This window comes from Bacteroides parvus, from assembly GCF_017309675.2.
Taxonomy (GTDB): domain Bacteria; phylum Bacteroidota; class Bacteroidia; order Bacteroidales; family Bacteroidaceae; genus Bacteroides; species Bacteroides uniformis.
On sequence record NZ_CP084680.1, the window covers coordinates 1,568,677 to 1,591,467 of the forward strand.

The window sequence follows — 22,791 nt, forward strand, 5'->3', positions numbered from 1 at the left end:
GGCTTGGTACTGACCAGTTGCGGCATCTATACCAAATACCAGCGCCCGGAGGACATCACAACCGATGGACTTTATGAACACGATTTGGACGGGCAAAGTTTGGATAGCCTGAGTCTGTTTGCGGCATCGGACACTGTCTCCATCGCCTCCCTTTCCTGGCTCGAGCTTTTTACGGACACGCAATTATAGTCGCTCATCGAGCAAATCTTGCAAGGCAACACCGACTTGCTTTCCGCCCAGCAATGCATCAGGGAGGCAGAAGCCACGCTGATGTCGGCCAAACTTTCGTACCTGTCTTCGTTTATGCTCACTCCGCAGTGTGGCGTCAGCAGTTTCGACAATTCCAAAGGTTCGTGGACCTATTCCGGTATTGCCTCGGCAAGTTGGAGAGTCGATATTTGGGCTAATTTGACCAGTGCCATGCGCTGCTCCAAAGCGCTCTACCTTCAAAGTTTGGAGTACGAACAAGCCGTCAGCACTTCGCTGATAGCTATGTGGCCAACCTTTACCTTGCTGATACTTGACGAGCAATACCGCATTTCCGAAGAAACAGCCGCCAGTTGGCGCGAAAGTGCACGCACCATGCGAGCCATGATGGCTGCAGGCATGACGAACGAGGCGAGTGTTTCGCAATCCGAAGCCAACTGTCGCCCAGGTGGAAGCTTCGCTGCTCGACCTCCGGCAGCAGGTAAGGGAAATGCCGCCCGTTCTGCTTTCTACCCCTCCATCACCCTGAGCGGTACAGCTGGCTGGACCAACTCGGCAGGAAGCATGATTGTCAATCCCGGAAAACTTCTTCTGTCTGTCATCGACTCGCTGACACAACCCTTGTTCAACAAAGGGCTGAACGTGGCACAGCTCAAGATGCCAAAGCACAGCAGGAAGAAGCCAGGCTCGCTTTTCAGCAAGTTTTGCTTAATGTCGGCAGCGAAGTGAACAATGCTCTGACCCAAGTGCAGGTAGCCCGTGGAAAGACGGAGCTCTGCACAAGGCAGATAACTTCACTGGAAACTACCGTCCGCAGCACCCGGTTACTGATGCGGCACGGCACCTCCACCTATCTGGAAGTGCTCACTGCCCAGCAGGGGCTACTCTCTGCCTAACTGACACAGGTAGCCCACCGCTTTGATGAAATACAAGGTATCATCAACCTCTATCAAGCCCTCGGTGGAGGGCGGGAGTAAAATATACTCTTTCTCATCTTCATTCTCTTGCTCCTCTATCAATCCGGCATTTCCTTTTTTGTGGAAATCCGGCGGTAGAGGAACTTTCATATAAGCGGGCTATGGCAAAAAAACTACGGTCTCCTGCCGTCAAACCGGGACAAACTTTATAACTTTGCGGCATACGACATAAAAATCTATTGATTATGAACTGCAAATCCTTGTTTTTTCTGGCTATTTTCTCCCTGCCCCTTATATCAGGGGTGTTTGCTCAAAAGAAAGTTTCTATTCTTGGCGATTCCTATTCCACTTTTTACGGTCATGTCTCTCCTGCCGCCAATCTCTGCTGGTATGGAGTTCCCGGCGAAAAGAAAGAGAATGATGTGACAAAGGTGGAGGAAACCTGGTGGTACCGTTTCATCCATGAGCACGGCTTTCAGTTGGAACGCAACAATTCCTATTCCGGCTCCACCGTCTGTCATACCGGTTACGAGAAAGCCGATTACTCCGACCGTTCTTTTATCACCCGTATTCACAACCTCGGCACCCCCGACATAATCCTTGTTTTTGGCGGTACCAATGACAGCTGGGCAGGTGCCCCCATTGGCGCATACCAATATGATGGCTGGACGAAAGCCGATTTGTATAGCTTCCGTCCTGCCTTTTGCTATCTGCTTGCATCTCTCAAGCAGCTCTATCCTGCGGCCAGGATTTATAATATTACCAATTCTGAATTATCCGAAGAGGTAACTGATTCCATGGATGAAATTTGCCGGCACTATGGCATCGAGAATATTCGTTTGCACGACATTGATAAACAATGGGGGCATCCTTCTGTGCAAGGAATGCAGAGTATTGATGCTCAGGTTTGGGAGTCTGTCTCCCCGATATTGGAGGCTTCTGTTTCTTTGCCTGCCAAGAACTAAAGACAGACCCATTGGGAGTTATCCTTTTCTATCCTAGATGCTAATCTTTCCACTGCCGTATTCTTTTCTTTCCACAGCTGTGGAAAGAAAAGAATACGGCAGTGGAAAGAAAGTAAAATCCTTGTGGCAAGAAAAATAATTAGTACCTTTACTGCCAGCTTCTGCCGATTTCGAGAACATTTCTTCCCCAAGTTTGCTGCAAGTTTCCCTCAATTCTCTATAAACCATTAATTTAAATTATTTTATGAGTGCTTATTATGACCTTTATGAAACGCCCGTCCCCGAAGGCGAGGAACCGAAGTCGCTACATGCCCGTGTCTGTTCCAAGGGAACCATTTCCGGTAAAGAGTTCATGGAACGGGTTTTTCGTGAAGAACATATGCCCCACGCCATGGTTGTGGGTATTGTGCAAGCTATCACCACTACGCTTGGAGACTGGCTGGCAAAGGGCTATACGGTGGAGATAGAGGGACTTGGCTTCTTCAGCACCACGCTGAAGTGTACCCATCCGGTGATGAATAAGAAAGAAGTACGTGCGGAGTCGGTCAAGATGTCCACGGTGAAATTCCGTCCCAGCATCGAATTCAAACGTTATGTGGCAGGTAAGATGGAGTTGGAACGTGCGGATAAACGCTTCTTTCCGGATAAACCGAAAGCAATGGGCGACATGGCTGCCCGTGAAAAAAGCATGATGGACTTTCTGGAGGCTAATATCTGTATCACTCGTGCAGAATATTCCCGCCTTGTCCACGTCACCGCCCGCCGGGCTTCGAGGGATTTGCAGACATTTATCGATTCCGGCGTGATTCGCAAGCGCGGTGCCTGTCGTTCAGTGGTCTATGTCAAGGTATGAATTGGAGCTTGTATTGCGCGCGCGTATATATATAATGTGTCCCTTCCTTTCCTTATCCCAGTTTCCTTTAAAAAACATGCTTTAAAACATATCTATCAATCAGTGAGTTATGAAAAAGTTCATGGAATCTCTCAAAAAAACCGTGTATAAATTTTGCAGATGTCCATAAAAGGCCTACTTTTGCATCCGCTTTCGGGAACGAAGGCGGCGATGTTTTGACATTCTGACAGTAAAACGGAGCGGTAAGCTTCCATTTTTCTCTTCTTTGCCATCGGTTTCTTCCGGAACTTCGGCCTTGGAAAAGAAAAATGAAAAAAAACTTCTGAAAATATTTGGAAGTTATGCTTTAAAGTTCTTACCTTTGCACCCGCTTTTGAAAATGAAAGCAGCGCGAGTTGACATTCTTTTAAAAGAAACGGTGCCTGGTTCTTCTTTCTTTTTCTTTTTGCCTCCCTTTCGACAAGAGAGACGACGAGGGAAGAGAAAAGAGAGAAAAAAAGAAAAAAAACTTCCGAAAATATTTGGAGGATATACTTAAAAGTTCTTACCTTTGCATCCGCTTTCTGAAAAGAACAGCAATCGTGAAACGAGCGATCTTTGAACAGATTTACATAAACAATACAAGTAGTACAAGAGCAAGGTTTTTCCTTATCAATGGGGAAAGCTTTGGGCAAAACAAGAGAACCGTCAATACTTATTTTATATAGGTAAAGATAAACTTTTGAATTCGAGCGTCCTGAACAGATAACAAGCTGTCGCACATTAATTTTTTAATTTGCGCAGTCACGATACTTTTACAATGAAGAGTTTGATCCTGGCTCAGGATGAACGCTAGCTACAGGCTTAACACATGCAAGTCGAGGGGCATCAGGAAGAAAGCTTGCTTTCTTTGCTGGCGACCGGCGCACGGGTGAGTAACACGTATCCAACCTGCCGATGACTCGGGGATAGCCTTTCGAAAGAAAGATTAATACCCGATGGTATATCTGAAAGGCATCTTTCAGCTATTAAAGAATTTCGGTCATTGATGGGGATGCGTTCCATTAGGTTGTTGGCGGGGTAACGGCCCACCAAGCCATCGATGGATAGGGGTTCTGAGAGGAAGGTCCCCCACATTGGAACTGAGACACGGTCCAAACTCCTACGGGAGGCAGCAGTGAGGAATATTGGTCAATGGACGAGAGTCTGAACCAGCCAAGTAGCGTGAAGGATGACTGCCCTATGGGTTGTAAACTTCTTTTATACGGGAATAAAGTTAGGCACGTGTGCCTTTTTGTATGTACCGTATGAATAAGGATCGGCTAACTCCGTGCCAGCAGCCGCGGTAATACGGAGGATCCGAGCGTTATCCGGATTTATTGGGTTTAAAGGGAGCGTAGGCGGATGCTTAAGTCAGTTGTGAAAGTTTGCGGCTCAACCGTAAAATTGCAGTTGATACTGGGTGTCTTGAGTACAGTAGAGGCAGGCGGAATTCGTGGTGTAGCGGTGAAATGCTTAGATATCACGAAGAACTCCGATTGCGAAGGCAGCTTGCTGGACTGTAACTGACGCTGATGCTCGAAAGTGTGGGTATCAAACAGGATTAGATACCCTGGTAGTCCACACAGTAAACGATGAATACTCGCTGTTTGCGATATACAGTAAGCGGCCAAGCGAAAGCGTTAAGTATTCCACCTGGGGAGTACGCCGGCAACGGTGAAACTCAAAGGAATTGACGGGGGCCCGCACAAGCGGAGGAACATGTGGTTTAATTCGATGATACGCGAGGAACCTTACCCGGGCTTAAATTGCAAATGAATGTTCTGGAAACAGATCAGCCGCAAGGCATTTGTGAAGGTGCTGCATGGTTGTCGTCAGCTCGTGCCGTGAGGTGTCGGCTTAAGTGCCATAACGAGCGCAACCCTTATCGATAGTTACCATCAGGTTATGCTGGGGACTCTGTCGAGACTGCCGTCGTAAGATGTGAGGAAGGTGGGGATGACGTCAAATCAGCACGGCCCTTACGTCCGGGGCTACACACGTGTTACAATGGGGGGTACAGAAGGCAGCTACACGGCGACGTGATGCTAATCCCTAAAACCTCTCTCAGTTCGGATTGGAGTCTGCAACCCGACTCCATGAAGCTGGATTCGCTAGTAATCGCGCATCAGCCACGGCGCGGTGAATACGTTCCCGGGCCTTGTACACACCGCCCGTCAAGCCATGAAAGCCGGGGGTACCTGAAGTGCGTAACCGCGAGGAGCGCCCTAGGGTAAAACTGGTGATTGGGGCTAAGTCGTAACAAGGTAGCCGTACCGGAAGGTGCGGCTGGAACACCTCCTTTCTGGAGTGACGTCTCGACTCGATCGTTGGTTCTTGAAGTTATGCTTCCATAAGAACCTCTTGTACTGCGCGTACTTGTTTATTAAAATATACGAGAAAAGTAGAAGCCGAGCCGTAAGGCGAGGGTTTGACTGACAGTCCTATAGCTCAGTTGGTTAGAGCGCTACACTGATAATGTAGAGGTCGGCAGTTCAACTCTGCCTGGGACTACTTCTCAGTTGGTGACCGACCGGTTACGATTTAGCGGGTCTTTCATCAATGGTGAAGGGGGATTAGCTCAGCTGGCTAGAGCACCTGCTTTGCACGCAGGGGGTCAACGGTTCGAATCCGTTATTCTCCACTTCTCAAGATTAGGAATTATCTTTAATCCTTAATCCTTGACAACGATCTTTGACATGATGTGACCAAAAAAAGTAAAGTTGAAAGCTGAAAGTATATATCGACCATACGTGATCGGTAAGACAAAAAGTAAGTAAGGGCACATGGCGGATGCCTTGGCTCTCGGAGGCGATGAAGGACGTGATAAGCTGCGATAAGCCGCGGGTAGGTGCAAATGACCTTTGATCCGCGGATTTCCGAATGGGACAACCCGATATCCTGAAGGGATATCATCCCGCAATGCGGGAGGCTAACGCAGGGAACTGAAACATCTTAGTACCTGCAGGAAAAGAAAATAAATAATGATTCCCCCAGTAGTGGCGAGCGAACGGGGAACAGCCCAAACCATCCATGTTACGGCATGTGTGGGGTTGTAGGACCACGTTGTGGCAAGAAAGTTGGTGAGCAGAATGTTCTGGAAAGTACAGCCATAGAGCATGATAGCTGCGTATGCGAAGCCAACCGAAGCCTAGTGGTATCCTGAGTAGCGCGGAGCACGAGGAATTCTGCGTGAATCTGCCGGGACCATCCGGTAAGGCTAAATACTCCCGAGAGACCGATAGTGAACCAGTACTGTGAAGGAAAGGTGAAAAGCACTTCGAACAGAAGAGTGAAATAGTTCCTGAAACCATGTGCCTACAAGCGGTCGGAGCACTTTTAGTGTGACGGCGTGCCTTTTGCATAATGAACCTACGAGTTACTTTTTCCGGCGAGGTTAAGGATCTCAGATCCGCAGCCGAAGCGAAAGCGAGTCTGAACAGGGCGTATAGTCGGAAGGAGTAGACGCGAAACCAAGTGATCTACCCTTGGGCAGGTTGAAGGATGGGTAACACCATCTGGAGGACCGAACCAATAAGCGTTGAAAAGCTTCTGGATGACCTGAGGGTGGGGGTGAAAGGCTAATCAAACTTGGAGATAGCTCGTACTCCCCGAAATGCATTTAGGTGCAGCCTTGACTTATACTGACATGAGGTAGAGCGACTGATAAGATGCGAGGGCTTCACCGCCTATCAAGTCTTGACAAACTCCGAATGCGTGTCAGTTCTATGTCAGGAGTGAGGGCATGGGTGCTAAGGTCCATGTCCTAAAGGAGAACAATCCGGACCAACAGCTAAGGTCCCGAAATGAATACTAAGTTGAACTAACGAAGTCAGATTGCTAAGACAGCTAGGATGTTGGCTTGGAAGCAGCCATTCATTTAAAGAGTGCGTAACAGCTCACTAGTCGAGGAGTTTGGCGTGGATAATAATCGGGCATAAGTATTCTACCGAAGCTTTGGGATGAGAAATCATCGGTAGGGGAGCATTCCACTCAGCGTCGAAGGTAAGGCGTGAGCCTTGCTGGAGCGTGTGGAAAAGCAAATGTAGGTATAAGTAACGATAAAGGGGGTGAGAAACCCCCTCGCCGAAAGACTAAGGTTTCCTGATCAACGCTAATCGGATCAGGGTAAGTCGGGTCCTAAGGCTCAGCCGAACGGCGAGGCCGATGGCAGAACCGGTTAATATTCCGGTACTACCTTAAGGAGTGACGTGGAGACGGAGTCGTGACAGCGCCGCGGACTGACGGAATAGTCCGTTGAAGGGTGTAGATGTTGATTGTTCCAGGCAAATCCGGAATGAGAGTCGAACCTGACAGTATGGAGCGTCCTTCTGGACAATCCAATAGTGCGTGTAATCATACTTCCAAGAAAATCCGCTAAACTTAATCCTTACGGTACCCGTACCGCAAACGGACACACGTAGTCGGGTTGAATATACTAAGGCGCTTGAGTGATTCACGGTTAAGGAACTAGGCAAACTGACCCTGTAACTTCGGGATAAAGGGTCCTCAAGCAATTGAGGCGCAGAGAATAGGTCCAGGCAACTGTTTAACAAAAACACAGGGCTGTGCAAAATTGAAAGATGAAGTATACAGCCTGACACCTGCCCGGTGCTGGAAGGTTAAGAGGAGACGTCATCGCAAGAGAAGCGTTGAATTGAAGCCCCAGTAAACGGCGGCCGTAACTATAACGGTCCTAAGGTAGCGAAATTCCTTGTCGGGTAAGTTCCGACCTGCACGAATGGTGTAATGATCTGGACGCTGTCTCAACCGTGAGCTCAGTGAAATTGTAGTATCGGTGAAGATGCCGATTACCCGCGATGGGACGAAAAGACCCCGTGAACCTTTACTATAGCTTAACATTGAATTTGGGTAATTGATGTGTAGGATAGGCCGGAGGCTTTGAAGCGGGCACGCCAGTGTTCGTGGAGCCGCTGTTGAAATACGGCCCTTTGATTATTTGAGTTCTAACCCGCTGTTGCGGGGACACTGTTTGGTGGGTAGTTTGACTGGGGTGGTCGCCTCCAAAAGCGTAACGGAGGCTTCTAAAGGTGCCCTCACGACGATTGGTAACCGTCGGCAGAGTGTAATGGCATAAGGGCGCTTGACTGGGAGACTCACAAGTCGATCAGGTAGGAAACTAGAGCATAGTGATCCGGTGTTTCTGTATGGAAAGGACATCGCTCAAAGGATAAAAGGTACTCCGGGGATAACAGGCTGATCCCTCCCAAGAGCTCATATCGACGGAGGGGTTTGGCACCTCGATGTCGGCTCGTCACATCCTGGGGCTGGAGAAGGTCCCAAGGGTTGGGCTGTTCGCCCATTAAAGTGGCACGCGAGCTGGGTTCAGAACGTCGTGAGACAGTTCGGTCTCTATCTATCGTGGGCGCATGAAATTTGCGTGGCTCTGACACTAGTACGAGAGGACCGTGTTGGACTGACCTCTGGTTTACCGGTTGTGCCGCCAGGTGCATTGCCGGGTATCTAAGTCGGGATTGGATAAGTGCTGAAAGCATCTAAGTACGAAGCCAGCCACAAGATTAGATTTCTCAGGGTCGTTGTAGACTACAACGTTGATAGGACGCAGGTGTACAGGCAGCGATGTCATAGCCGAGCGTTACTAATTGCCCGTTCACTTTTTGCCTTGCCTTGTATGGAGGTATATACGTTCAGCCATAAATGAATGCTTTGCTTTTTTCGCATCATGTCTACCTTATTCAGGTGACTACAGCACCGGGGTTCCACCTCTTCCCATTCCGAACAGAGAAGTTAAGCCCGGTCACGCCGATGGTACTGCGTAACAGTGGGAGAGTAGGTAGTCGCCGTTTTTCAGAAGAAGCCTCCGTGTCTGATAAGGATACGGAGGCTTCGTTCGTTTACATATATCTCCTCTAACATTCCGTTTCTACCGCTAATCACTATACCTTATTATATATAATTATTCATCGCATGTTCATCAGATTAATTCCCGAATTAAGGTGCTAAATAATGATTAAAAACGCTTAAAATCAGTGTTTTATATTCTATTTTCACTTTCGTATTTCATATATTCTTCGTACCTTTACAGTGTATTAAAAGGTATAGTAAATCCTTTAATCAGTGAACAATTTAATCTTTTTACAAAAGAAAGTAATATAGTTGTAAAACAAATAAGAGAGACATCTGTTATTTATTGTAGAATCATTAGACGACATGAAAACAACTGTAAAGACATTCTGGATATGCATGCTACTGATGTTGACTTGCAGCATTAGCGGTAAAGCCATTGACCTGGTGCAGATGGATGACAGAATGGCTGGAACTGCTGAAGTTTCCGCTTCTTTATCTTCATGTTCTTCTACTTCCGACAATAGTATTGACAAGAAGAATTCATTGTTCACGAATACCAAGTTTGCATGGACTACGGATGTCGAACTGGGAAACAAACCAGTTTCCGAAACTTACTCTTCTCATCAACAGCGTTTGCGCAGGGTGATTGAAGACAATCTTTTCCTCAGAAACATTCTTCTGATATTATCCAACCACGAGAATCTACTCGTTCAAGGTCGTTCTAAATTATACTACTCAGATAAAGCCCCGTACTATGCATTGACGGGCAGTGATTACTATATCTATACGCTTCGGCGGATTTTGATTTAGCCAACTTTTCTTCTTATTGATTTCCCCCTTTTTTCCCTTCTTGTCTTGAAGAGACTGAAAGCAGGTGACCTTTAGTGTACATATATGCTAGCTAAGGTTGCAAGGATGATTACGCCCTATCGGTTCGTAAGCGGGAAGTCGTATCCCTATGCTTTATTTTCAAAACTCTATTTAAATACCAACAATTAAACTTTTCATCATGGAAACTACTCAAAAAAAAGCAGCCTCTTTTAAAGGCATCAGATCCGCCGGTTGGGTAATCGTAATCTGTTTTATCATCGCCGTGCTTATTTTTCACTTTGTGTTGGGAAATCCCTCCAACTTCATGAACAACGACCCGAACAACCATCCGTTGCCGGGTAACTTCCTCGGTACCATCTATAAAGGTGGATTCATTGTTCCTGTAATTCAAACGCTTTTGCTGACTGTCATCGCACTGAGTATTGAACGTTATATTGCCATTGGCGCTGCCTTTGGTAAGGGGGCATTGGTGAAATTCGTAGCTAACATCAAAGCAGCCTTGGCTGAAGGTGATATGAAGAAGGCACAACAAATCTGCGATTCACAACGTGGTTCTGTAGCCAATGTGGTAAATGCCACTTTGAAGAAGTATGCCGAGATGGAGAATGACGCAGAGTTGTCCAAAGACCAGAAACTGCTTGCCATCCAGAAGGAATTGGAAGAAGCCACTGCGCTGGAACTGCCGATGATGGAGCAGAATCTTCCTATTATTGGTACCATCACGACTTTAGGTACATTGATGGGATTGCTCGGTACGGTTATTGGTATGATCCGTTCATTTGCCGCCCTCGCAGCCGGAGGTTCAGCCGACTCCATGGCTCTGTCGCAAGGTATTTCCGAGGCTTTGATTAATACAGCCTTCGGTATCTTGACCGGTGCATTGGCCGTTATCTCCTACAACTATTATACAAACAAGATTGACAAGTTGACTTACAGCCTCGATGAGATTGGTTTCTCCATCGTGCAGACTTTTGCAGCTACCCATAAATAGTTGACTGCTGATAGTTGGAGCTGCGCTGTGACGTAGGCTTCTATTATCTATTCAACGAATGAATTCTCAATTTTAATTTTCAATGAAACGATTATGGGCAGAGCGAAAATAAAAAAGAAAAGTACGTTCATCGATATGACGGCGATGAGTGACGTAACTGTACTGTTGCTGACCTTCTTCATGCTGACTTCTACGTTCGTGAAGAAAGAACCGGTACAAGTAACGACTCCCGCCTCTGTCTCCGAGATTAAGATCCCGGAGACAAATGTACTCCAGATATTGGTCGATCCGAGCGGAAAAGTATTTATGAGTCTGGACAAGCAGTCCGACTTGCGCGAAGTGCTGGAAGCTATGGGGCAGGAGTATGGAGTGACTTTCACTCCGGAGGAAACTAAAAAATTCATGCTGGCGTCTACCTTTGGTGTGCCGATGAAGAGTATGAAGAAATACCTCGACTTGCCGCAAGACCAGCAAGATGCTGTATTGAAGAATGAGGGGATACCGACAGACAGTATTGACAATCAGTTCAAGGCCTGGGTGCGCAACGCCCGTGCAGTGAACAGTGATTTGCGCATTGCCATCAAGGCAGATGCCAATACTCCTTATTCCGTAATAAAAAATGTGATGAACTCACTTCAGGACCTCAGAGAGAACCGATACAACCTGATTACTTCTCTAAAGACCACAAGTGAGGAGTGACAAGCTACGAGTTACAAGTAGAACAAGAAAGGAAACATTATGGCTGAAATACAAGAAAGCGGCAACAAGAAAGGTGGAAAAAGCAAGCAGAAGAAAATGACTGTCAGGGTGGACTTTACACCTATGGTGGACATGAACATGTTGCTGATTACCTTCTTTATGCTTTGTACCTCACTGAGCAAACCTCAGACCATGGAGATAAGCATGCCGAGCAATGACAAGACCATCACCGAGGAGCAGCAGACCAAAGTCAAGGCTTCCCAAGCCATCACGCTGTTGCTGGGGGATGACAACAAGTTGTATTATTACGAAGGGGAACCTAACTACAAGGACTATACTTCACTGAAGGAAACTACCTATCAGGCGGATGGTCTGCGGGCAATGCTTCTGCAACGTAATAGAGTTGCTGTGAACGAGGTGAACAGACTGAAGCAGCAGAAACTGGATCTTAAGATATCAGAGGATGACTACCGGAAACAGCTTTCCGAGATAAAAAGCGGAAAGGATACGCCGACAGTCATCATCAAGGCTACCGATAAGTCTTCGTACAAGAATCTGATTGATGCTCTCGATGAAATGCAGATATGTAATATAGGTAAGTATGTGATAACGGATATTGCCGAAGCCGACGAGTTCTTGATGAAGAACTACGAAAGCAAGGGCGAATTGTCCCAGAACATTGCTGAATGATGTGTAACACCCAAAGAAAGGAAAGAATATGGCTAAAGTAGATTTAAGCTCCCAAGCATGGTGTGACCTCGTGTTCAGTGGTAAGAACAAAGCATATGGAGCCTATAAGATGCGTGAGACCTCTCCCAGACGGCACAACATTGCCGTGATACTGGTAATTGTAATTGCATTGATAGGTTTCAGTATCCCTACGCTGATAAAGATGGCTACCCCCAAACAGAAAGAGGTGATGACCGAAGTGACTACCCTTTCGCAGCTGGAAGAACCGGAAGTGAAGCAGGAAGAGATGAAGCGGATAGAGCCCGTGGCCCCACCGCCGCCTGCATTGAAAAGCTCCATTAAGTTTACCGCTCCCGTCATCAAAAAGGATGAGGAAGTGAGGGACGAGGATGAAATAAAAAGCCAGACAGAACTGACGGAAACGAAAGTTGCCATCTCCATTGCCGACGTGAAAGGTAATGACGAGGAACACGGCAAGGACATCGCCGACTTGAAACAAGTGGTGACGCAGGCCGAACCGGAACCTGAAAAGGTTTTCGATATGGTAGAGCAGATGCCCCAGTTCCCCGGTGGTCAGGCCGAGATGATGCAGTTCATCAGCAAGAATATGAAGTATCCGACCATTGCCCAGGAAAACGGTACGCAAGGGCGTGTAACCTGCCAGTTTGTGGTAGGTGCCGACGGCAAGGTGCGTGATGTGAAAGTGCTGAGAGGTGTAGACCCCTATCTGGATAAAGAAGCTGTCCGTGTGATTATGTCCATGCCCAAATGGATTCCCGGCAAGCAGAATGGTAAGGCCGTATCGGTGAAATATACGATACCGGTGATGTTTAGATTACAATAAGTGTGTGTGTTATGAAAACGGTGAAACAACTTCAGCTTTCAGGCTTGCTGGTGCTGCTGACTCTGCTGTCTGCCTGCCAAAGCAAGCCCAAGGACGGACAAACGGATACGTATACCTCCGGTGTGATTGCAATTGCTGCGGACGAAAGTTTCCAGCCTATTGTGCAGGAAGAAATTGACGTGTTCGAAGGACTGTTCCCCTTGGCAGGAATTGTGCCCCGTTATGTGACGGAAGTCGATGCCGTCAACCTCTTGCTCAAGGACAGTCTGCGGTTGGCAATAACCAGTCGCAGACTGACTCCCGAAGAGATGAATTCCTTCAATAGCCGGAAGTTTTTTCCGCAGGAGATAAAGATTGCTACGGACGGGCTGGCATTGATAACCCATCTTGGCAATCCGGATTCATTGATTAGTGTGAAGGACATCCGCCGCATCCTGACGGGTGATGCGAAGCAGTGGAAAGATATCTATCCGGCTTCCCGTCTGGGGGATATCAGTCTTGTGTTTGACAACAAGAACTCCAGTACCGTACGTTTTGCTGTCGATTCCATCTGTAAGGGTGTACCGCTTTCCAGTCAGTTGAAAGCGTTGAAAACCAATAGGGAGGTGATTGACTACGTGGCCCGCACGCCTGATGCCATCGGTATTATCGGCGTGAACTGGCTGAGCGACCGGAATGACAGTACGGGGCTCTCTTTCAGTAAAGAGGTGCGGCTGATGTCCGTCAGTGCTGCTGACAAGGCCATGCCGGACAACAGTTACAAACCCTATCAGGCGTATTTGTATTACGGTGATTATCCGTTGGCACGCAGCATCTATGCCTTGTTGAATGATCCGCGGAGCGCACTTCCGTGGGGATTTGCCTCTTTCCTCGCTTCCGACCGGGGACAGCGGATTATATTGAAGTCGGGATTGGTCCCCGCCACCCAACCGGTGCGCGTGGTGAACGTCAAGGATGAATAACTAAAATGAATGCTAACATGAAACGTAGATTTGTATTTTGTTTGGGAGCGATGCTGTTTGCAGGTACGCTCGCCGCACAAACGCCGGTGCCCGAATGGCAGGCGGGGGTGGATAAAGTAAAAAGTCTGATAAAGACGAATCCGGAGCAGGCTTCCGATGCAGCCGGAGAACTGCTGAAGGGCAAGAACAAGAAAAATGTGGAGCTTGTGACTTCCGTGGCCCGTGCCTATCTGGATGTAGGACAGCTGAAAGAGGCGGAAACCTATCTGGAGATGGCAAGAAAGGCCGACAACAAGGCTCCGGCAGTTTCTGTACTCGAGGGTGACATCGCTTTTGCCCGGAAAGATATCGGAAAGGCATGCCAGCTTTATGAGCAAGCCATCTATTTTGATTCGAATTATAAGGATGCGTATCTGAAATATGCGCAGGCATACAAGTCTGCCAGTCCTTCGCAGGCCATAGAGAAGCTGAACCAGCTGAAGGCCATAGCTCCGGATTGCCTGGAAGCAGACAAGGAGCTGGCGGAAGTGTATTACGCCACCAACCGTTTTGGCAAGGCTGCCGACACCTATGCCAAGTTCATCGATACTCCCGTGGCTACGGAAGATGACATCCTTAAATATGCTTTTGCACTATTCCTGAACCACGACTTCGAGAAATCCTTGGCGGTGGCGCAGAAAGGTTTGCAGAAGAATGCCCGCCATGCCGCATTCAACCGGCTTGTGATGTACAACAATGTCGACCTCAAGCGTTATGACGAGGCAGAGAAGGCTGCCGATGCTTTCTTCAATGCTTCGGATAATGCCGATTATTCATACTTGGATTACCGCTATCACGGTGCTCTGTTGAGTGCTCTGAAGAAATATGACCAGGCTATTGAGGAATATGGCAAGGCATTGGAGAAGGATGAGAGCCAGGTGGACTTGTGGCGTGAGATTGCCGATGCTTATGAACTGAAAAACGACTATACCCAAGCCATTGCTGCTTATAAAAAGTACTATGACTCGCTGGCACAAGATAAAAAGATGTCCGAAAACTTATTCCAGTTAGGGCGTCTGTACTACGGAGAGGGTACGTCCTCGGACGACACTCTCGCCGTTCAGCCTGCCGACCGCATGGCGGCATTGCAGGCTGCCGACTCTGTGTTCGCACTTGTTGCCGAACAAGCTCCCGACAGTTATTTGGGAGATATGTGGCGCGCTCGCACACACTCTGCCATGGACCCCGAAACTACAGAGGGATTGGCGAAACCTTATTACGAGAAGGTGGTGGAGGTACTGCTTGCCAAAAACGAACCGAGGTACAACTCTGCATTGATAGAGTGTTACAGTTATCTGGGCTACTACTATCTGTTGAAGAGTGACTATGCTACTTCGAAAGAGTACTGGAATAAAATTCTGGCTATCGACCCCACCAATGCCACAGCAAACAAGGCATTGGACGGCATCAAATAGCAATAATTTTAGTTGTTTGTCGTGTCGGGAGGAGTGGAGAGTGATTCTTAGCTCCTCCTTTTTTTGAACCTTCGTACGTATTTTCTTTTTTCTCAAATCTCTTGTTATTCTAAAAAAAATGCCTATGTTTGTAGTGTACTATTGTACTAATGCACGTAAATAGTGAAATCTTTAATTCATCCAAGCGTATGTTACAAGTAGAAAACATTTCATTTAGTTATCGCAAGGGGCGGAAAGAAGTCCTGAGTGATTTTTCACTTTCGCTGGAATCCGGCCGGGTTTACGGTCTGTTGGGTAAGAACGGAGTCGGCAAGTCTACGCTGCTCTATCTGATGAGCGGTTTGTTGGCTCCCAAACGTGGGAGAGTGATGTATCATGATACCGACATGCGCCGTCGGCTGCCCGTCACGTTGCAGGACATGTTTCTGGTACCCGAGGAGTTCGAGCTGCCTCCTATTTCCCTGGTCAGCTATATTGAACTGAACAGTAAGTTCTATCCCCGTTTCAGCAAGGAAGACATGGTGAAGTACCTGCATTTCTTCGAGATGGATATGGATGCTGATTTGGGAGCCTTGTCCATGGGGCAGAAAAAGAAAATCTTCATGAGCTTTGCGCTGGCCACCAATACTTCCCTGCTGCTGATGGATGAGCCTACCAATGGACTGGATATTCCGGGAAAGAGCCAGTTCCGCAAATTTCTGGCTTCGGGTATGTCGGACGACAAGACGATTGTCATCTCCACCCATCAGGTGCGTGACATTGACAAAGTGCTGGACCATGTTCTGATTATGGACAACAGCCGCGTATTGCTGGACGAATCCACTGCCAGCGTTTGCAGTAAACTGTTCTTCTTGGAGAGTGACGACCGGGAGTTGGCTGCGACTGCCTTGTACACGCTTCCCTCCGTACAAGGCAATTTCTTGATGCTGCCCAATACGGAAGGTGAGGAATCGGAGATTAATCTTGAACTGCTGTTTGGCGCCGTGCTTGCAGAGCCTGGGAAGATAGCGGAAATGTTTCACACTAAAACAAATGAATAATGATACGCGATACCTTTTTTAGTTTGCATCGCTTTGTGAACGTATGCCGCAAAGAGATGGTGGAGAATTGGAAGACCTATATACTCCGCTCGGTGATGGTCTACGGAATGTTGGCCATAGTCTTTGTCTGGAATGGATACTATCAGTATCACAATCTGGAAGCGGGAGCTGTGGGCATGGACCCTATCTGGGAGTTTGAGTCCAGATTCTTTCTTTGGGGACTTATCATTTGGGGATGCATTAGCGCCTCGTTTGCCATGGAAAGGATGAAAAGCAAGACGAGTCGTACCGTTGTGCTCATGACACCTGCCACCATGTTCGAGAAATTCTTTGCCCGCTGGCTGGTGGCTACCTGCGGCTTTATCTTGGTCTTTCTGATAGCTTTCAAGCTGGCGGACTTGACAAGAGTCATCTTCTATCTTCTGGCCTACCCGGAGCTGCATGTCGTTCACTCCTTTCCGTTGTGGGAATTCTGCTGTAACACGAACCGTTTCTATGAGACGATAGGAAGCGGACCGGCTGTGGTGGGGATATTCCTGAGCTGCTACTTTTTCCTACAGTCTTTCTTCCTGCTGGGCAGTACGATCTGGCCCCAAAATGCACTTATCAAGACTTTTGCGGCCGGTGTCTGCATCTTCGTTTCATATATCTTGATAGCTGTATTGTGTCTGGAAACCATTCTACCCAATAATTTTTTTATGACCGAGCCTTATATCAACAGGGAAGCATCGAGTGACTGGCTGATTTTTATAACTTTGTTTTTCTCCCTTTTCAACTGGGTGCTTGCCTATTTCCGTTTCAAGGAGTCCGAAATCATTAATCGCTGGTAACTATGAACTTTAAGGAAAGTAAGGCCATCTACCTGCAAATAGCAGACCGCATTTGCGACGAGGTACTTCTCGGGCAATATCAGGAGGAAGAACGTATTCCTTCGGTACGGGAATATGCGGCTGTGGTAGAGGTCAACGCCAATACGGTGATGCGTTCGTACGACTACTTGCAGACGCAAGGAGTGATTTATAACAAGCGGGGTATCGGCTATTTTGTGTCGGTAGGTGCACGCAAGCTGATTCTCTCGTTGAGGAAAGAGTATTTTCTGAAGGAGGAAGTGGATTATTTCTTCAAGCAGATTTTCACGCTGGGCATCTCTGCCGAGGAGTTGTCCGGGATGTATCAGGAGTTTATCAAGAAACAAAAATAAAAGAAGACAGTTATGAAACGAACGACTTATATAATGATAGGAATGCTGGTTACCGGTGTGGCAATGGTATGCGGACTCATGTTCTATGTGGTGGACCGCAATGTCACTCAGAAAGATAATTTTATGGAAATCGGCGGAGAACGGAAAACGGTGCAGCTGCCCTCGTGCAGGGTGTTGAAGCTGACACAGCCTCCGGTGGTGTGGAAACAGAAAAAAGAAGGTATTGTGGAGGCGGAGCGTATATTCTCGTTCGGGGAAGTGCCGTTGGAGGTAACTGCCGGAGACTCTTTGCAGCAGGGCAGTTTCTCCTATGCAGGGGATATGGAGACTTTTATGTCGATGACTTCCGTTGGCGATACCCTGCTCGTCACCTTTGACTTTCCGGAGGATAAGCTGGTACAGCATCTTCAGAATGACATTTGGATAAGGGTTCGTTCGGAAGGGATGGAATTGCGGTTGCCTGCGGAGGTACAAGCGGTTGTGGTAGATGTGGAGGATATGGAAACCAATTTCTACGGACTCCGTTGCGATACGCTCTCTTTCCGCACGCGAGACCTTGCCCGGCTGGAAGATTGCCATGTCACTGCGCTTGCGGCGCAGGCGCAGAGCTTGCATTTCAACAGCGGCACAGTGCGCAACCTTTATTTGAATCTGGACGAGATAGCCGATTGGGATGTCAATACTGGTTCCTTCCATATCGATACGGAGCATCTGTCCGGCAGCCGCTATCATCGTTGTCTTTTACAGAAGAATGAATGCCGCCGGGTGTTCTGGACACCGTTAAAGGATGATGCCTCTTTGAGTGTGGAGTTAAAACAAGTAGTTAAAATAGAAGTAGGTGAGTAGCCATAATACGAAATGACTTATCTTTGCACATGAATCAAAAAGTGTAGAGTATATGGTCTTGCAATTGGCATTCGTATTGGTAGCTATCATTATAGGCGCCCGCTTGGGCGGCATTGGACTGGGTGTAATGGGAGGGATAGGTCTGGCAATTCTGACGTTTGGTTTCGGATTGCAGCCTACATCACCTCCCATTGACGTTATGTTGATGATAGCCGCCGTCATTTCCGCCGCATCCTGCATGCAGGCGGCTGGCGGACTGGATTATATGGTAAAGCTGGCAGAACGGTTGTTGCGGAAGAATCCTTCGCAGGTCACCATCTTGAGCCCTATTGTGACCTATTTGTTTACTTTTGTTGCCGGTACGGGACATGTGGCATATTCGGTGCTTCCCGTGATTGCCGAGGTTGCCACGGAGACCAAGATTCGTCCCGAGAGGCCACTGGGCATTGCGGTGATTGCTTCGCAGCAGGCTATTACGGCAAGTCCCATTTCGGCTGCCACCGTCGCACTGCTTGGGTTGCTGGCGGGATTTGATGTCACCTTGTTCGATATTCTGAAAATAACGATTCCTGCTACCATTATCGGGGTACTTGTGGGCGCCTTGTTCTCCATGAAGGTGGGCAAGGAGCTGGCAGACGACCCGGAGTACAGAAAGAGGTTGACCGAAGGCTATCTTGATGTCAAGAAGGTGGAGATAAAGGATATACACAATAAACGGCATGCCGTCTTGTCCGTGCTTATCTTTATCCTTGCCACTGCTTTTATTGTGTTCTTTGGTTCGTTCGACAGTTTGCGTCCTGCCTTCGTGATAGACGGCGAGACGGTGAGACTCGGCATGTCCGCCATTATCGAAATCGTGATGCTCTCTGCCGCCGCCCTCATCTTGCTGCTGACTCGCACCGACGGCATGAAGGCAACGCAAGGCTCCGTCTTCCCGGCAGGCATGCAGGCGGTGATTGCCATATTCGGCATTGCCTGGATGGGAGATACTTTTCTTCAGGGAAACATGCTTCAGTTGACCCAGTCCATCGAGGGAGCGGTGAGGCAAATGCCGTGGCTGTTCGGGATAGCCTTGTTTGCCATGTCGATTCTGCTTTATAGCCAGGCCGCCACTGTGCGCGCACTGATGCCTTTGGGCATCGCTTTGGGCATTTCGCCTATGATACTGGTTGCTCTGTTCCCGGCCGTAAACGGTTACTTCTTTATTCCCAACTATCCCACCGTAGTAGCAGCCATTAATTTCGACCGTACCGGAACTACCCGTATCGGCAAGTATGTGCTGAACCACTCGTTCATGCTTCCCGGACTTGTTTCGACTGGCGTTGCCATCGGGCTGGGATTGCTTTTCATCAGGATATTCTAAGGAAGACCGCTACTTTCAATCCGTTGTATATAGGGCTTTGTTTGCTTGTGTATAGGGGAGTGCTCCCTTTTACTCATTGCCTTATCAGCGTCTAACGGTCGTGCGGCGATCTGCTGACGGCTGTTAAGCGAGTTGTTGATGGCCGTTAGGCGATTGCATCATGGCCGTTGCATGCTGTTGATTCCTTATGTTCAGCGTAATAAATACCCTCATTCTCTGAATAAAGCACAGAGGAAAACAGCATTGAAGTCTTGGCTTTGTGTGGCTGTACGCATTCGTTCTGATTACATTTGAAGGGAGAGGAGATGGAATTAATACCGTATTTGCAGGATATTGATTTCGTCAGGTACGATATAAATAAGATGTGATGCAAGAAATTAATAACTTGTGTTACTACATGTTATCTTCTTGTGGTGTCAGTATTTCTGTTTGTGAAACGGTGTGGAAGCAAATTTTGCTTCCACACTTTTGAGTTGCTTCCACCGCATCTGTAATGCCGATGAATAAAGGGATGTGGAGAGGAGGTGGAAGTGTGGAAGCAATTTGCACAAACATTATTTGCGCAAACATTTTTTTCTGTCCTTGATGGGAATTAAAAAAAATGAGGATAAACGGCCTTTAAACCTTTTATCCTCATTGTAGTTGCGGAGATCCGACTCGAACGAATGACCTTTGGGTTATGAGCCCAACGAGCTACCAACTGCTCCACTCCGCGATGTTATTGTTTTGTGGGTGCAAAGGTACGGCTTTTTATTTAATATGCAAATAAAATGCATGATATTTTTGAGGTTAAGTGGATTTTAATGAGTAATATGTTGATAAATAGAACGATAATAAGCCTACTTTTTTTCTTCCTTTTTAGGGCTGTTCATTAATAAAATGAATGTTTTCTTGTAAGATATGCGGAAATGTCTTACTTTTGCTCAAATAATAAAGCAATGTGCAATTAATCTATGACCGTATCGAAGACAAAAGCTAAATTAGTGGACGTTGCCCGTCAGCTGTTTGCAAAGATGGGCGTTGAGAATACCACGATGAATGATATTGCCCTCGCTTCGAAGAAAGGTAGGAGAACGCTCTATACCTATTTTAAGAGCAAGGAAGATATCTACTTGGCTGTTGTCGAGTCGGAGCTGGATATTCTTTCGGATATGATGAAGCACGTGGTAGAGAAAGATATTCAGCCGGACGAGAAACTGATGGAAATGATTTACACTCATCTGGATGCGGTAAAAGAGGTTGTCTTTCGGAATGGTACTCTTCGTGCCAATTTCTTTCGGGATATTTGGAGAGTGGAGAAAGTGCGCAAACGTTTCGATGCTACAGAGACCCAGCTTTTCAAGGAGGTTCTGCGTGAAGGCATGGAGAAGGGTGTTTTCCAGATAGATGACTTGGATATGACTGCTGAGATTGTGCATTACAGTGTCAAAGGTATTGAAACACCTTATATCCGCGGCCATATAGGAGCCAATCTGGACGATGCGGTACGCGATACTTACGTGACCCGTCTGGTACTTGGTGCATTGGGAAAGAAGTAAGAATACATTTTATAAATAATTTTAAAATAATATGGGATTATTAGATGGAAAAACAGCCATTGTGACAGGTGCTGCACGAGGCATCGGCAAGGCTATCGCTTTGAAGTTCGCTCAAGAAGGAGCAAACATCGCATTCACTGACTTGGTGATTGATGAAAATGCCGAGGCTACAGCAAAAGAATTGGAAGCTTTGGGAGTAAAGGCAAAGGCTTATGCCTCCAATGCAGCAAACTTTGAAGACACTGCCAAGGTAGTGGCAGAAATCCATAAGGACTTTGGACGTATTGATATTCTGGTAAACAATGCCGGTATCACACGTGACGGTCTGATGATGCGTATGAGCGAACAGCAATGGGATATGGTTATCAATGTCAACCTGAAATCGGCATTTAACTTTATCCATGCCTGCACACCCATCATGATGCGCCAGAAGGCGGGTAGCATTATCAATATGGCATCTGTGGTAGGTGTTCACGGCAATGCCGGCCAGGCCAACTATTCTGCTTCCAAAGCCGGTATGATTGCTTTGGCCAAGTCTATCGCTCAGGAGCTGGGCTCTCGCGGCATCCGTGCCAATGCCATTGCTCCGGGGTTCATCATGACAGCCATGACCGACGCCTTGTCTGAAGAGGTGAAGGCTGAATGGTGCAAGAAGATTCCTTTGCGCCGTGGCGGCACACCCGAAGACGTGGCAAATATCGCTACTTTCCTGGCTTCTGATATGTCTTCTTATGTATCCGGTCAGGTTATTCAGGTAGATGGTGGGATGAATATGTAATTTAATGATTAATGATTAGTGATTAATGTTTAATGAGAAGTTGGGTGTTAGTCATTAATCATTAATCACTAATCATTAAACATTAACAATCGATGACTGTCGTATACGAAGACAATCATATCATTATAGTCAACAAGACCGCTTCCGAGATAGTTCAGGGAGACAAAACGGGTGATACACCGCTTTCGGAAACTGTAAAGCAGTATCTGAAAGAGAAGTACAGCAAGCCTGGAAATGTCTTTATCGGTGTCACCCACCGGCTGGACCGCCCCGTGAGCGGTCTTGTTGTTTTTGCCAAGACCAGTAAGGCACTGTCGCGTCTGAACGAGATGTTCAAGAATAGCGAGGTGAAGAAGACTTACTGGGCAGTGGTGAAGAACCTGCCCCGTGAGGAAGAGGGGGAATTGGTGAACTATCTGGTGCGAAATGAGAAACAGAACAAGAGTTATGCATACGACAAGGAGGTGCCGGGCAGCAAGAAAGCGATTTTGCATTATCGGCTCATCGGGCGGTCGCAGAACTATTATCTGTTGGAAATAGATTTGAAAACCGGACGCCATCACCAGATACGCTGTCAGTTGGCAAAGATGGGCTGTCCCATCAAGGGAGATTTGAAGTATGGTTCGCCCCGCTCCAATCCCGACGGCAGCATTTGTCTGCATGCGCGGTATATCCGTTTTGTGCATCCGGTGTCCAAAGAACTGATAGAAGTGGAGGCTCCCGTCCCTCCCGGAAATTTATGGAATGGTTTTGAAACGATTTAAT

General features: G+C 47.4%; 19 protein-coding genes, 3 tRNA genes, 3 rRNA genes and 1 pseudogene. 25 read left to right on the plus strand and 1 reads right to left on the minus strand.

From position 1 onward, the window contains the following. Positions 1–3 precede the first annotated feature (3 nt). From JXR92_RS17570 to JXR92_RS06345, 22 genes and pseudogenes are all read left to right on the plus strand, one after another. The gene (locus JXR92_RS17570; RefSeq protein ID WP_370293083.1) at positions 4–189 is read left to right on the plus strand and encodes a hypothetical protein; all 186 of its coding nucleotides are present in this window, start codon (positions 4–6) and stop codon (positions 187–189) included. A gap of 27 nt (positions 190–216) precedes the next feature. Next, positions 217–1,184 (plus strand): annotated as a pseudogene (locus JXR92_RS06245) (TolC family protein); the annotation flags it as partial. Positions 1,185–1,369: 185 nt separating this feature from the next. Further along, positions 1,370–2,089, plus strand: a complete 720-nt coding sequence (locus tag JXR92_RS06250) for an SGNH/GDSL hydrolase family protein (RefSeq protein ID WP_117601038.1) — start codon at positions 1,370–1,372, stop codon at positions 2,087–2,089. 244 nt (positions 2,090–2,333) lie between these two features. After that, positions 2,334–2,942, plus strand: coding sequence for an HU family DNA-binding protein (locus JXR92_RS06255; protein WP_117601039.1), 609 nt, complete (start codon positions 2,334–2,336; stop codon positions 2,940–2,942). A gap of 295 nt (positions 2,943–3,237) precedes the next feature. Beyond that, positions 3,238–3,480: a hypothetical protein gene (locus JXR92_RS06260; RefSeq protein ID WP_226791300.1), complete on the plus strand. Its 243-nt coding sequence runs from the start codon at positions 3,238–3,240 to the stop codon at positions 3,478–3,480. A 258-nt stretch (positions 3,481–3,738) separates the two neighbouring features. After that, positions 3,739–5,265, plus strand: a 16S ribosomal RNA gene (locus JXR92_RS06265). A gap of 135 nt (positions 5,266–5,400) precedes the next feature. Next, positions 5,401–5,474, plus strand: a tRNA-Ile gene (locus JXR92_RS06270). A 56-nt stretch (positions 5,475–5,530) separates the two neighbouring features. Beyond that, positions 5,531–5,604, plus strand: a tRNA-Ala gene (locus tag JXR92_RS06275). A gap of 122 nt (positions 5,605–5,726) precedes the next feature. Continuing rightward, positions 5,727–8,604, plus strand: a 23S ribosomal RNA gene (locus JXR92_RS06280). A 73-nt stretch (positions 8,605–8,677) separates the two neighbouring features. After that, positions 8,678–8,788, plus strand: a 5S ribosomal RNA gene (gene rrf / locus JXR92_RS06285). The 16S, 23S and 5S rRNA genes sit together here with 2 tRNA genes alongside, the layout of an rRNA operon. Positions 8,789–9,152: 364 nt before the next feature. Continuing rightward, positions 9,153–9,599 (plus strand): hypothetical protein, encoded by a 447-nt coding sequence (locus JXR92_RS06290; RefSeq protein ID WP_044468185.1) that lies wholly within the window; start codon positions 9,153–9,155, stop codon positions 9,597–9,599. Positions 9,600–9,798: 199 nt separating this feature from the next. Beyond that, positions 9,799–10,611, plus strand: a complete 813-nt coding sequence (locus tag JXR92_RS06295; RefSeq protein ID WP_138346173.1) for a MotA/TolQ/ExbB proton channel family protein — start codon at positions 9,799–9,801, stop codon at positions 10,609–10,611. A 93-nt stretch (positions 10,612–10,704) separates the two neighbouring features. After that, on the plus strand, positions 10,705–11,310 hold the full coding sequence (locus tag JXR92_RS06300) for an ExbD/TolR family protein (protein ID WP_005828648.1): 606 nt from the start codon (positions 10,705–10,707) through the stop codon (positions 11,308–11,310). A gap of 39 nt (positions 11,311–11,349) precedes the next feature. After that, the gene (locus JXR92_RS06305) at positions 11,350–12,000 is read left to right on the plus strand and encodes an ExbD/TolR family protein (RefSeq protein WP_005828642.1); all 651 of its coding nucleotides are present in this window, start codon (positions 11,350–11,352) and stop codon (positions 11,998–12,000) included. A gap of 28 nt (positions 12,001–12,028) precedes the next feature. Continuing rightward, on the plus strand, positions 12,029–12,844 hold the full coding sequence (locus JXR92_RS06310; RefSeq protein WP_005828639.1) for an energy transducer TonB: 816 nt from the start codon (positions 12,029–12,031) through the stop codon (positions 12,842–12,844). Positions 12,845–12,855: 11 nt separating this feature from the next. Beyond that, entirely contained in the window at positions 12,856–13,806 is a 951-nt protein-coding gene (locus tag JXR92_RS06315) for a PstS family phosphate ABC transporter substrate-binding protein (RefSeq protein ID WP_005828635.1), read from the plus strand. A 5-nt stretch (positions 13,807–13,811) separates the two neighbouring features. Beyond that, positions 13,812–15,260, plus strand: a complete 1,449-nt coding sequence (locus JXR92_RS06320) for a tetratricopeptide repeat protein (RefSeq protein ID WP_138346171.1) — start codon at positions 13,812–13,814, stop codon at positions 15,258–15,260. Between the two features lie 188 nt (positions 15,261–15,448). Next, positions 15,449–16,300: an ABC transporter ATP-binding protein gene (locus JXR92_RS06325; protein WP_138346170.1), complete on the plus strand. Its 852-nt coding sequence runs from the start codon at positions 15,449–15,451 to the stop codon at positions 16,298–16,300. Further along, entirely contained in the window at positions 16,300–17,130 is an 831-nt protein-coding gene (locus JXR92_RS06330) for a hypothetical protein (protein ID WP_138346168.1), read from the plus strand. Before JXR92_RS06325 ends, JXR92_RS06330 begins: the two co-directional genes overlap by 1 nt. Before the next feature lie 2 nt (positions 17,131–17,132). Continuing rightward, positions 17,133–17,501 (plus strand): GntR family transcriptional regulator, encoded by a 369-nt coding sequence (locus JXR92_RS06335; protein ID WP_005828614.1) that lies wholly within the window; start codon positions 17,133–17,135, stop codon positions 17,499–17,501. A gap of 12 nt (positions 17,502–17,513) precedes the next feature. After that, on the plus strand, positions 17,514–18,347 hold the full coding sequence (locus tag JXR92_RS06340; protein WP_138346166.1) for a hypothetical protein: 834 nt from the start codon (positions 17,514–17,516) through the stop codon (positions 18,345–18,347). Between the two features lie 52 nt (positions 18,348–18,399). Further along, positions 18,400–19,710, plus strand: a complete 1,311-nt coding sequence (locus tag JXR92_RS06345; protein WP_206897471.1) for an anaerobic C4-dicarboxylate transporter family protein — start codon at positions 18,400–18,402, stop codon at positions 19,708–19,710. Between the two features lie 642 nt (positions 19,711–20,352). Here the strand turns inward: JXR92_RS06345 and JXR92_RS06350 are convergent. After that, a tRNA-Met gene (locus tag JXR92_RS06350) sits at positions 20,353–20,425 on the minus strand. Positions 20,426–20,663: 238 nt separating this feature from the next. Between JXR92_RS06350 and JXR92_RS06355 the strand changes: the two genes are divergently transcribed. From JXR92_RS06355 to JXR92_RS06365, 3 genes are all read left to right on the plus strand, one after another. Next, positions 20,664–21,248 carry a TetR/AcrR family transcriptional regulator gene (locus tag JXR92_RS06355; protein ID WP_005828604.1) on the plus strand — a complete coding sequence of 195 codons (585 nt, stop codon included), beginning with the start codon at positions 20,664–20,666 and terminating at the stop codon, positions 21,246–21,248. A 31-nt stretch (positions 21,249–21,279) separates the two neighbouring features. Then, on the plus strand, positions 21,280–22,026 hold the full coding sequence (fabG, locus tag JXR92_RS06360; RefSeq protein WP_117588701.1) for a 3-oxoacyl-[acyl-carrier-protein] reductase: 747 nt from the start codon (positions 21,280–21,282) through the stop codon (positions 22,024–22,026). Between the two features lie 92 nt (positions 22,027–22,118). Further along, positions 22,119–22,790 carry an RluA family pseudouridine synthase gene (locus JXR92_RS06365; RefSeq protein WP_005834903.1) on the plus strand — a complete coding sequence of 224 codons (672 nt, stop codon included), beginning with the start codon at positions 22,119–22,121 and terminating at the stop codon, positions 22,788–22,790. The last annotated feature ends 1 nt before the right edge of the window (position 22,791 follow it).